Annotated in this window: 10 protein-coding genes and 1 pseudogene; 8 read left to right on the forward strand and 3 right to left on the reverse strand. The window is 71.7% G+C overall.

Annotated features, from left to right (window positions below):
• Both ACWENR_RS26515 and ACWENR_RS26520 read right to left on the reverse strand, forming a co-directional pair.
• Positions 1 to 2,063: sensor histidine kinase (locus tag ACWENR_RS26515; RefSeq protein WP_452279674.1), on the reverse strand; the 2,063-nt coding region annotated here is incomplete at its 3' end.
• A gap of 252 nt (positions 2,064 to 2,315) precedes the next feature.
• Positions 2,316 to 2,483 carry a hypothetical protein gene (locus tag ACWENR_RS26520; RefSeq protein ID WP_452279675.1) on the reverse strand — a complete coding sequence of 56 codons (168 nt, stop codon included), beginning with the start codon at positions 2,481 to 2,483 and terminating at the stop codon, positions 2,316 to 2,318.
• An 87-nt stretch (positions 2,484 to 2,570) separates the two neighbouring features.
• On the opposite strand from ACWENR_RS26520, the gene ACWENR_RS26525 reads away from it, so the two are divergent.
• Both ACWENR_RS26525 and ACWENR_RS26530 read left to right on the forward strand, forming a co-directional pair.
• Complete coding sequence (locus ACWENR_RS26525) at positions 2,571 to 3,452, forward strand: helix-turn-helix transcriptional regulator (RefSeq protein ID WP_452279676.1); 882 nt, start codon at positions 2,571 to 2,573, stop codon at positions 3,450 to 3,452.
• Between the two features lie 363 nt (positions 3,453 to 3,815).
• Positions 3,816 to 4,691, forward strand: a complete 876-nt coding sequence (locus ACWENR_RS26530; RefSeq protein WP_452279677.1) for a helix-turn-helix transcriptional regulator — start codon at positions 3,816 to 3,818, stop codon at positions 4,689 to 4,691.
• A 313-nt stretch (positions 4,692 to 5,004) separates the two neighbouring features.
• Here the strand turns inward: ACWENR_RS26530 and ACWENR_RS26535 are convergent, their stop codons facing one another.
• Entirely contained in the window at positions 5,005 to 5,283 is a 279-nt protein-coding gene (locus ACWENR_RS26535) for an Atu4866 domain-containing protein (protein ID WP_452279678.1), read from the reverse strand.
• Positions 5,284 to 5,613: 330 nt separating this feature from the next.
• On the opposite strand from ACWENR_RS26535, the gene ACWENR_RS26540 reads away from it, so the two are divergent.
• From ACWENR_RS26540 to ACWENR_RS26565, 6 genes and pseudogenes are all read left to right on the forward strand, one after another.
• The gene (locus ACWENR_RS26540; protein ID WP_452279679.1) at positions 5,614 to 6,363 is read left to right on the forward strand and encodes an Atu4866 domain-containing protein; all 750 of its coding nucleotides are present in this window, start codon (positions 5,614 to 5,616) and stop codon (positions 6,361 to 6,363) included.
• Between the two features lie 202 nt (positions 6,364 to 6,565).
• On the forward strand, positions 6,566 to 7,957 hold the full coding sequence (locus ACWENR_RS26545; RefSeq protein ID WP_452279680.1) for an amidohydrolase family protein: 1,392 nt from the start codon (positions 6,566 to 6,568) through the stop codon (positions 7,955 to 7,957).
• Between the two features lie 139 nt (positions 7,958 to 8,096).
• Entirely contained in the window at positions 8,097 to 9,332 is a 1,236-nt protein-coding gene (locus ACWENR_RS26550; RefSeq protein WP_452279681.1) for an MFS transporter, read from the forward strand.
• A gap of 30 nt (positions 9,333 to 9,362) precedes the next feature.
• The gene (locus ACWENR_RS26555; protein WP_452279682.1) at positions 9,363 to 9,662 is read left to right on the forward strand and encodes a hypothetical protein; all 300 of its coding nucleotides are present in this window, start codon (positions 9,363 to 9,365) and stop codon (positions 9,660 to 9,662) included.
• A 248-nt stretch (positions 9,663 to 9,910) separates the two neighbouring features.
• Entirely contained in the window at positions 9,911 to 10,504 is a 594-nt protein-coding gene (locus tag ACWENR_RS26560; RefSeq protein WP_452279683.1) for a hypothetical protein, read from the forward strand.
• 10 nt (positions 10,505 to 10,514) lie between these two features.
• Positions 10,515 to 10,734: pseudogene (locus ACWENR_RS26565) on the forward strand (hypothetical protein); the annotation flags it as partial.

A 10,734-nucleotide genomic window follows, 5' to 3' on the forward strand; every position in this document is an offset into this window, starting at 1 on the left:
CTGCTGTTCTTCTCGATCCTGACGCTCGTCGTCGTCTGGCACTCGTTCCCGTTCATCGCGGTCAGCGTGCTCGCCGGGCTCAAGAGCGTGCTCAACCGGCCCGCCCGGGTCAGCCGCCGCTCCTCCGGGACACCCCCGGACGGTTGCTCGCCCGGGCCGGCGCCCGCCGGCACCAGGGCCGGCTCGTCGGTCACGAGGTCGGCCGGGATGAGCACCACGGCGGTCAGCCCACCACCGTCGGACGGGCGCAGCCGCACCCGGACGCCGTGCCGCGCGGCCAGCCGGGCCACCACGAAGTGGCCGAGCCGGGCCGTCTCGGTGGGCTCGAAGTCGGGCGAGCGGGCCAGCCGCCGGTTCGCGTCCTCCAGGGCGGCGGCGGACATCCCGAGGCCCCGGTCGGTCACCTCCACCGCGTAGCCGTTCGCGACGTGCTGCCCGGAGATCTCCACCCGGGTGTGCGGCGGGGAGAACGCGGTGGCGTTCTCGATCAGCTCGGCGAGCAGGTGGATCACGTCGCCGACAGCCCGTCCCAGCGTGCCGCCGGGCTGCACGGCGCCGATGTCGACGCGGTCGTACGACTCGACCTCGGAGATGGCGCCCCGGATCAGGTCGACCATCGCGACCGGGTTGCGCCAGCCCCGCCCCGGCGCCGCGCCGGCGAGGATGACCAGGTCCTCCGCGTGCCGCCGCAGCCGGGTGGCGAGGTGGTCGACGCGGAACAGCTCGGCCAGTTCGTCCGGGTCCTCCGTGTGCCGCTCCATCCGGTCGAGCAGGGCGAGCTGCCGGTGCACCAGCCCCTGGCTGCGCCGGGCGATGTTGAGGAAGACCTCGTTGAGCCCCCGGCGCAGCGTGACCTCGTCGACGGCCGACCGGACCGCCGTCCGCTGCACCTCCGTGAACGCCCGCGCCACCTGGCCGATCTCGTCGGCGCCGTACTCCAGCGGCGGCGCCTCCCGGGCGACGTCGACCTGCTCGCCCCGGCGCAGCCGGGCCACCACGTCGGGCAGCCGGTGCTCGGCCATGTCCAGCGCGGCCGTGCGTACGCCGGTGAGCCGGTGCGCGAGGGAACGGCCGACCCGCAGCGCCACCAGGACCGACACCACGACGGCGACCAGGCCGAGCACCCCGGCGGCGCCGAGCCGGACCAGGATGCGCACGGCGGACGGCACCGACCGCTCGGCGAGGCCCTCGGCCTGGGCCAGCTCGAACTCGCGCAGCGCCTGCTGCACCGTCTCGTGGTCGGCCTGCCAGCGCGCCGGGTCCACCGCCGGCCTGGTCGACGACCCGCGGTCGACCAGGGTGTCCTGCATCGCCCGCAGCCGGGTGAAGGCCGCGCCCTCGGTCAGCCGCTGGAACGCGACGCGCTCCGCGTCGGGCAGGTCCGCGACGGCCCCCTCGGCGAGGAAGCGCTGGTTGGCGACGGTCTGCACCACCTGGGTGTGCTCGCCCTCGCCGAACCGCCCGGCCGTGAACGCCCCGGCCAGCAGGGCGTCGGTCTGGCCGAGCAGCTCGCGGGAGCGCCCGAGCGCGGTGACCGCGAGCGCCTCGCGGTTGAGGTCGCGGTCGGGCAGGTTGGCCATGGCGGAGAACGCCTGGAAGGCCGAGGTGATCATGCCGCTGTAGAGCCCGACGGCGCCGGCCCGGTCGACCTCGCGCCGGTCGATGAAGCCGCGCCCGGCGGGCAGCGCCTCCAGCGCGGTGACCAGCTGGTCGACCCGGGCGTCGAGGAGGTCGTCGGCGGCGTCGCGCAGCTCCTCCCCGCCGACCCTGCGACGCAGTTCGGCGACCGCCCGGTCGGTCCGCTGGCGCTGCTCGGCCAGCTCGGACGCGACGCCCCGCCCGGCCAGTTGCACCACCGAGAGGCGACGCTCGCGTTGCAGCTCGGCCACCACCGTCTCGGCGGGGCGACCGAGGTCGTAGAGGAGGGTCCGGGCGGCGAGCAGGTCGAGCGCCGGCCCGAAGGTCAGCGTGGTGGCGAAGATCCAGAGTGCCAGCAGCGCGGTCACCGGGACGACGACCAGCGCGGTCAGCTTGGAGCGGATCGGCCAGTCGCGGGTGTTCAATCAGACCTCGCCCGGAAGGTGTGGCTGCGGGGGCGCCGGCGCCGGCCGGGCAGCGTCGGGGTCGGACGGTCCCGGCCCACGGTGCCGGCACTCCGGCTGACGCCTTGGGCAGGATACGTAAATACCGCCCGATGCACTACCGTCCGTCGCGTCGGGCCCACCGGACGGACGTCCACAGCGGACGGACGCCCCGCCGGTCCCGGCGGGGCGTTCGTCCCAGGCGGTGCGGGCGTTCGGCCCAGGCGGCGCGGATCAGGCGCCGACGGCGATGCCGAGGCCCTCGGCGACCCGGCGACCGTAGTCGGAGTCGCACTGGCTGAAGTGCAGGCGACGGGACATCGTCGCAGCTCGACAGATGCTGCCAGGCCCGCTGTCGGAGTCGGGGATCAATAGAACTGCGAGTTCGGTGAGATTGATCATGTGTCGCGCAGGGGTGCGCTGTTCCTGGGTGAAGCGCGCCCCCCTTCGCCTCCACGACAAGGCGGTGCGGAGCCCTAGCCTCGACGTATGGACACAGACAAGTACCCCACCGCCGAGAACGCACTGTGGGGGTTCCTCCGCGCACGGCGTGCCCGACTGCGCCCCGAAGACGTGGGAATTCCTTTCTCCGGTCGTCGCAGGGTGCCCGGTCTGCGCCGTGAGGAGGTTGCCACGCTCGCTGGGGTGAGCACCGATTACTACACGCGCCTGGAACAGGGCCGCGAACGGCATCCGTCGCAGCAGATACTCGAGGCCGTTGCGCGAGCTCTGCAACTGGACGACGAAGCGGTGGCCCACCTGTATCGCGTGGCTGGCCCGACCACCCGCCGTACGCGCCGCGCGCCGCGTGTCGAACGCGTCGCCCCGCACCTGCGACGACTCCTCGACATGTGGAGCGACACGCCCGCCTTCGTCTTGGGCCCTGCCTTGGACATCCTGGCCCGCAACCGGCTCGCAGGCGCCCTCTACGCCGGCTTCACCCACTCCGACAACCTGCTGCGGATGACGTTCCTGGACCCGGCCGCGCGGCACTTCTACCGCGACTGGGACCGGGCCGCCGAGTCGACCGTGGCCACCCTGCGGCGGGCGGCCGGTATCGACCCCGAGGATCCGCGGCTGAGCCAGCTCGTGGGCGAACTGTCCATGAGGAGTGCCGACTTCCGCGTTCTGTGGGCGCGCCACGACGTGCGTGGCAAGACCCGCGAGGCCAAGCTCTTCCACCATGCCCAGGTCGGCGACCTGGAATTGCACTACGAGTCCTTCACCGTCAACAGTGCCTCCACCCAGCAGCTCGTCGTCTACCAAGCCGAACCGGGCACCGCCTCCGCCGACGCCCTCGCCCTGCTCGGCTCGCTCAGTGCCGGCCCCTTGCCCGTACAGGACGCGGCGACGGGCGCCGTCTCCGGCTGAATGTGCGCTCGCGGCGGTGATAGCCCCAGCCCCGGCCCCGCGTTTCCTGAAGTAGGCCAGGGCTGGGCCCACCGCTCCCCAGCCCGGTGGATGCGAAGGAGAATGACGCCATGACCCGGACGGTGGAGCCGGGAGAGTTGCTCCGTTTGCGCCTCGGTCGGCCCGCCCCGGCCGAGGCATGCCGATGGCCTCCCGGCGCGGCATGCCGGGCGCGCGGTGAGGTACCCATCACGCCAGGCACCTCGGACGTCCTGCGGCCTGAATCCTGTAAACGGCCGACTCCGCGGGTGCGGTGCGGCACGGCCGGACGCTTGGACGTCTTGTCCACCGACGGCCGGGATGCCCCTCTACTAGGTTGGGGTCATGAGCGACAGCACTCCCTTGGGAGACTTCCTCAGAGCACGGCGCGAAGCCCTCAAGCCCCAGGACGTGGGCCTGCCGGAGCACGGGCGCAGGCGGGTGCCGGGGCTGCGCCGCGAGGAGGTCGCCATGCTCGCGGGCGTGAGCTCCGACTACTACATGCGCCTGGAACAGGGCCGGGAGACCAGTCCGTCGCCCCAGATGATCGACGCGATCGCCGCCGCCCTCCACCTCGACGACGAGGCACACGACCACCTGCGCAGACTCACCCGGGCGCCCCAGGAGCGCCGCAGCGTTTCCGCCGGTCACGACAGGATCAGCCCTCAGCTTCTGCGGCTGATCGACAACTGGCCCGACACCCCCGCCTTCATCCTGGGACCGGCCCTGGACATCCTGGCGCACAACGCGCTCGCCGCGGCCCTGCACAGCGGATTCCAGCGGTTCGACAACCTGGGCCGCATGGTCTTCCTGGACCCGGCCGGGCGCACCTTCTACCAGGACTGGGACAAGGCCGCGCGCTCCTGCGTGGCCGAACTGCGCGCGGCCTACGGACACGATCCGGACTCCCGGCGGATCACCGAAGTCGTCGACACACTCTGCGCGAAGAGCCCCGAATTCGCCGAGCTGTGGGCACGGCACGAGGTGAAGGGCAAGACCCAGCAGGCGAAGAATTTCGCACACCCCGAGGTCGGCGCTCTGGAGATCCAGTTCTCGGCCTTCACCGTCAACGATGCCCCGCACCAGCAGTTGGTCGTCTACCAGGCCGAGCGGGCCAGTGCAACCGCGGCTGCCTTCGCCGAACTCCGGTCCCGCTCCGGCCGAGGGGAATCCGCACAGATGATGCAGGGCGAATCCGGCGGGGCTCTCAGCGACACCTGACTTCCTAGGTCACGTGCATGCGACATCTGCCCACGACCACCACGGAGAATCGGCTGCGCCACCTGCGCGAGCTGATCGCACCGCCCATCGCTCGGAGTCGTGGGGACGGCGAATGGCTCGGGCCTGGCCGACGGTGGTACGGACGATGCTCTCGCCGGCATCCACGTCGGAGGTGATCGTCGACAGCGAAGGCGATCGCCACCGCGCCGGATGTGGCCGGGATGGCACGCCCCTCTGATGGTTCGATCTTGCACGAGAAGGGTCCGCCAGCTTGCTGGCGGACCCTTCTCGGCTGTTTCTGATCTGTTTGGCCTCACTGCCGGGCGCGCTCGTCTCCCTCGCGGTAGAGCACCAGATGCTCGTGGAAGAGAATACCGTCGCGGATGTCGCCGGTGGCGGTGAAGCCGAGGTCGTCGACGTAGTCGATGTGGTTGCCGGTGACGGTGTAGCGGCCGGTATAGGCGCTCTGACGGGGTCCGCGGGCCTCGTCGTAGCGGCCGTTCGGCAGCAGTTCCTGGCGGATGTATCCGTCCGCGGTCACCCACGTCCCGACGTACGGGTGAGGGTCGCGGGGCGTGTCGTTGCTGGTCATGGCTCCATGGTTGGCTCGGCAGCCGATGGCAACCAGGTCGCGGTCTCCCCAGGTGCGGGCTTCCTGGGGGCGGCGCACCCATGATCGCGAGTGGAATGCGGCGACATCAGGGTGCCGGCACAGACGAGTCTCCCGGGCCCCTGTCACGAGCAGCGGGCCGACCATGGGTGCCGCGCACCTGGGGATACGGCGGCCTGGTTCCGGTTCCGCAGCGCGACGAACGTGATGGTCACGCAGCTGCTGTAGCTGCCGAGCGGCTGCCGCCCACCTGCACCGGCGCTCGCTTCGCACATCGGGCAGACCGATGAACCGAACTCCCTGAGGAGCACCATGACCATCACCGACACCGTGAGCTGGAACCCGAAGGCTCTCGACGAGATCGTCTCGAACGAGGAGGGGCGTCCCGTCCTGTTCACCAACGCCCGGATCGTGACGATGGACCCGCTGATCGGGACCATGACCGGCGCCGACCTCCTGTTCGTCGGCTCTCTGCTCGTGGGCGTCGGTCCGGGCATCATCACCGCGGCGGGCGATGACAACGCCATCGTCGTCGACTGCACGGGCACGACCATCGTCCCCGCCGTCGTGGACACCGTGGCGCTAGCCGGCGGCCGCGGCCATCGCTCCGATTACGTCGCGACGCTGACCCCGGGCAACACCACCGACTTCCTGGTGGTGCCCGACGAACTCGCCACCGACGTATCGAGCGCGGCAGCCACCCTCATGACCCGGCCGGAGCAGGTCCGCGCGCTGGTCGCGGCCGGCCGGCCCGTCCTGTGGGCCGGCACCGACGTCCCCGGCCGGGCCACCGCCCCCGAGGCGGGCATCCCGGCCGCACCGGACCTGACCGGCAGCCCGCGGGTCGGCGTCTGGATCGACAGGAACGACTTCCTGCACCAGGAACTCACCGCCGACGGCCGCTACGACGAGACCCGGGGCGGTCGCCCGCACGCCTACCAGGGCCGTTTCTGGATCGACGGGGACCGCATCGACTACCTCGACGACCTCGGCTTCTGGGCCTACGGAGAGTTCCAGGACGACGAACTGCACCACGCGGGCTACGTCATGAAGCTGGGCTGACTCTGCGCCCATCGGCGCCCCCACAGTCCCGATCCTGGGTGCGCGACATCTGGGGAAACCGGGACCTGGTTGCCGTAGCGGACGTGGCCGAGGCTGGTGTTCGAGCAGCCTCGGCCGCCTCCGACGACCCACCCCTCCCAGCACTCTCCCGCGGACGGCCCCTTCCTCCAGCCCTGTCCGCCGTACGGAAAGAAGACCTCTCATGAACGTCAACGACACCACCAGCGCCGCCGCCCTCGAGGAGCTCCGGCGCCGCCCCGCAGGTCAGCGACGCATCCTGTTCACCGGCGCGACCATCGTCACCATGGACCCCGACCTCGGCGTCATCGAGGGCGGCGACCTCCTCGTCGAGGGCGACACCATCACCGTCGTCGGCCGTGACCTCGACGCGGGTGACGCCGTGGTCGTCGACGCCACCGGCACCATCCTCAGCCCCGGCTTCGTCGACACCCACCGGCACGCCTGGGAGGCCCAGCTGCGCCGGATCATGCCGGACGTCGACGACCTCGGCGGCTACGTCATGTCCACCCTGGCCGGCTACGCCACGGTCTATCGGCCCGAGGACATGTACATCGGCACCAAGCTGGCCGCCCTGACCGCGATCGACAGCGGCATCACGACCATGCTCGACTTCTCCCACAACTCCCGCACCCGCGAGCACTCCGACGCCGCCATCGAGGCCCTCGTCGACACCGGCATCCGCGGCGTGCACGCCTCCATGGGACCGCACTTCGGCGAGTGGGACCGCCAGTGGCCCGGCGACCTGGCCCGCGTCAAGGACCAGTACTTCAGCAGCGACGACCAGCTGCTGACCCTGCGCCTGGCGACGCTCGCCACCGACGAGATCGCCGGACCGGCCCTCGCCTACGGTCCCGAACTTGCCCGCGTCGCCAAGGACCTGGGCGTCGGAGTGAGCGTGGACGCCGTCTTCGGCACGTCCTCCTCCGAGGCAATCCTGCGCTGGGCCAAGGACGGCATCCTCAGCCCCGACGTCACCCTCATCCACTCCACCGGACTGACCCCCGAGGCATGGAAGGCGATGGGGGACACCGGCACCACCGTGGCGCTCGCCCCCACCTCCGACGCCCAGATCGGCCTGGAGACCGCGATCCCCGCCGTCGACGAGGCCCTGTCCGTCGGCATCCGCCCTGGACTGAGCATCGACGTCGAAGTCGCCCTGGCCAGCGACATGTTCACGCAGATGCGGGCCCTGCACGCCATCCAGCGGATGCGCGCCGTCAACGCCGCCTACGGCACCGACCAGCAGCCCCAGCGCATCACCACCCACGACGTCCTCGACTTCGCCACCCTCCAGGGCGCCCACACCAACGGCCTGGCCGCCGTCACCGGCTCGCTCACCCCGGGCAAGAAGGCCGACCTGCTGGTAATCCAGGCCGAGGACCTCAACAACATGCCGCTCAACGACCCGATCGGCACCGTCGTGCTGGGCTCCGACGCCCGCAACATCAGCGCCGTCCTCGTCAACGGCGAGCCCCGCAAGTGGAACGGCCACGTCCTCGACGTCGACCTGTCCGCCCTGCGCAGCGAGGTCAACGCCTCCCGCGAGTACGTGCTGAACACCCCGACTGGCTGAGCATCCCCCTTCACCGTCCCGTCCCCCGGCCGGCCGCACGCCGGCCGGGGGACCCATCGCCCCCGGTGGTGCCATCGGCCGATCGCGTCGCGAGCAGACACACGGGGCCGCTACCAGACGCCCCCTTCGGGAGTTTCCCATGTCCCACCCCACCGCAACCACAACCCCCAGGCACACAGCCAAGAGCAGCACGCCCGCCCAACCGGCGAGCTGGGCCCCGGCCGTCCCGACCACCCTCCTGCTGACCGCGCTCGGCGTCCTGATGGTCGGCCAGATGTACACCGTCCTGGCGCTGCTGCAGCCCATGGCCACCGCGCTGGGCACCACCGCGGGGCAGGCCACCTGGACGGCGACCGCGTTCGGCTTTGCCTATGCCGCCGGATTCCTCGTCTCCGGTCCGCTCTCCGACCGCTACGGACCACGCGCCGTGATCACCGCAGGACTCGTGGCCGCCACGGTATCCACCGCCGCGGTCGGCGCCGCCCCCAACCTCCCTACGGCCATCGCCCTGCGCAGCCTGCAGGGACTGACCGCTGCGACCTTGGCACCCTCCGCGCTCTCCTACGTCGTCCACCACATCGGGCCGCGGCGCCGCGGCACTGCCCTCACCTGCATCACCAGCGGCATGCTCGCCGCTGCTGTCGTCATGCAGATCGGCGCTCAGGCCGTCGCGGCCGGGCTCGGCTGGCGCGCGGTCTTCTGGCTCGGTTCCGCCCTGATGGCCCTGAGCCTGATTCCGGTGCGCCGAGTGCTGCGGCCCACCCCGCGCCACGGCACCGGCGGCGGGCTGCTTCAGGCATTCGCGGCGATGCCACGGCTGCTGCGCCGGCCTCGGCTGAGCACCGTGTACCTGTCCACCGTCGCCCTGATGTCCGCCTTCGTCGCCCTCTACACGGCGGTGGCCATCGCCGGACCGCCGAGTATCGCCGGTAACTCCGCCGCGATCCTCGCCCTGCGGGCCAGCGCCCTGCCCGCCCTGGTCGCCGTCCCCCTACTCGCCCCCGTGCTCCAGCGGCTGACCGCGCCCCTGCGCGTGGTCCTCGCCTTCGCCCTGGCCGCCCTCGCCGTCGCCGCCGGCTCCTTCCTCGGCGGCCGCACCGTTCCGCTGGCCATCGCTCTGCTGCTGTTCGTGGCCGCCGTCGCCGCGGCGGCACCCGCCGTCGTCGAGACCGTCAACGCCAACGCGCCACAGGCACGCGGCGCGGCGGTCGCCCTCTACGGATGCAGTATGTTCATCGGCGCCAGCCTGGGCCCGCAGCTCACCGGTTCTCTCATCGGGCTCGGCTTCGGCGGCATCCTGCTCGTCGTCGCCGCGGTGCTCGTGCTGGGCGTCCTCCTGGCCCTGCCGACCCTCGGCCACCAGTGCACCCCATAACCCCGACGGACACCACCAGTCGCATCGCCGTTGGTCGCCGGCGGTTCCGGCGGCATCGGCCGCGCGGTCGTCGAGCGCCTCACCCGCGTCTGCGTCCACTACGCCGGCAACAAGGCCCGCACCACTACGGTCACCGCCGCGGGCGGTCGGGCGATCGCGGTCGGCGGTGACATCGCCGACGAGCACGCCACTGCGGAGGCGTCCGACGCCGTAGAGCGGGAGTTCAGCGGCATCGACGCGTGGTCCGCCCGCAAAATCTTTGAGACAGGCCGAAGTTCACCGCAGGAGCCTTCCTTTGATCGCCTCCGGGAAGCTGATGAGACAGATTAGCCGCTGAGACAGCCGAACTGTTCCTAACGTGCATCCTGGCGGAAGGTCACCCTGTCGGTGCTAAGGCACGACCCCGCCAAGCGCGGTTTCTGGAACTAGTCAAGTTTTCACGAGGTGGCGCTGGTGACTCTGTGTGACTTGCCATGGCGGTACCGGGAATCCCCGCCCGTCGGGTTCGTCAGGAAAGTGCCCCGGAACGGGATTGGCGATCACCGAGCGGAGGGAATACCTCTGGCGAAGGAGGAGCCATGTCGCCCACGCAGGTAATCGTCATCGTTCTCGTCGTGCTGGTGATCGCGGCGCTGGCCGTGGCCGCCCGGTCGTACGCGCGCCGCCGGGCGCTGCGGTCGCGGTTCGGTCCCGAGTACGACCGCGCCGTCGCCGAGCAGGACAGCCGTACCGCCGCCGAGCGGGAGCTGCGGGAACGGGAGCGCCGCCACGCCGAGCTCGCGCTCACCCCGCTCGCGCCCGAGTCCCGCGCCCGCTACGCCGCCGCCTGGGAGGAGCTGCAGGTCCGCTTCGTGGACTCCCCCGCCGAAACCGTTGGCGACGCGGACGAACTCGTCACGCGGCTCATCGCCGAACGCGGCTACCCGACCGGCGACTTCTCCGAACAGATCGCCCACCTCTCCGTGGAACACGCCCGGACGCTGGGCCACTACCGCGACGCCCACGAGATCCACCTGCGCAACTCGCGCGGCGAGGCCAGCACCGAGGAGCTCCGCCAGGCCGTGGTCCACTACCGCGCCCTCTTCGCCGACCTGCTCGGCGAGGAGCCGGTCGGACACCGGCCGCCCGAGCAGCGCAGTCCGGACAGCCAGCACGACGTCACGAGCCGCTGAGGAGACCGCCATGCGACAGGAAGAGCAGCGGGTGGAGAAGGCGCACCCCGAGGCCGTCCGCTCCGCGCCGGTGCCGGTGCCGCCGACGGGCGACCAGGCCGGCCGGTCCGAGGTGCCCGAGGACGCCCTCGACGACCGGGGCACCTTCGACGACCCGGCGGTCGCCGGCGAGCGCGAGCGGGGCCACGCCACCGACGGCGGGCGGCCCGGCGACCGGGCCGCCGGCGCGG

It is taken from the genome of Micromonospora sp. NPDC004336 (assembly GCF_053602615.1).

Bases quoted from the DNA above. Each gene is read 5' to 3' on its own strand.
- ACWENR_RS26540 (WP_452279679.1), top strand. From the start codon at position 5,614: ATGACCATCACCGACACCGTGAGCTGGAACCCGAAGGCTCTCGACGAG.
- ACWENR_RS26520 (WP_452279675.1), bottom strand. From the start codon at position 2,483: ATGATCAATCTCACCGAACTCGCAGTTCTATTGATCCCCGACTCCGAC.
- ACWENR_RS26545 (WP_452279680.1), top strand. From the start codon at position 6,566: ATGAACGTCAACGACACCACCAGCGCCGCCGCCCTCGAGGAGCTCCGG.
- ACWENR_RS26550 (WP_452279681.1), top strand. From the start codon at position 8,097: ATGTCCCACCCCACCGCAACCACAACCCCCAGGCACACAGCCAAGAGC.
- ACWENR_RS26530 (WP_452279677.1), top strand. From the start codon at position 3,816: ATGAGCGACAGCACTCCCTTGGGAGACTTCCTCAGAGCACGGCGCGAA.
- ACWENR_RS26535 (WP_452279678.1), bottom strand. From the start codon at position 5,283: ATGACCAGCAACGACACGCCCCGCGACCCTCACCCGTACGTCGGGACG.
- ACWENR_RS26560 (WP_452279683.1), top strand. From the start codon at position 9,911: ATGTCGCCCACGCAGGTAATCGTCATCGTTCTCGTCGTGCTGGTGATC.
- ACWENR_RS26525 (WP_452279676.1), top strand. From the start codon at position 2,571: ATGGACACAGACAAGTACCCCACCGCCGAGAACGCACTGTGGGGGTTC.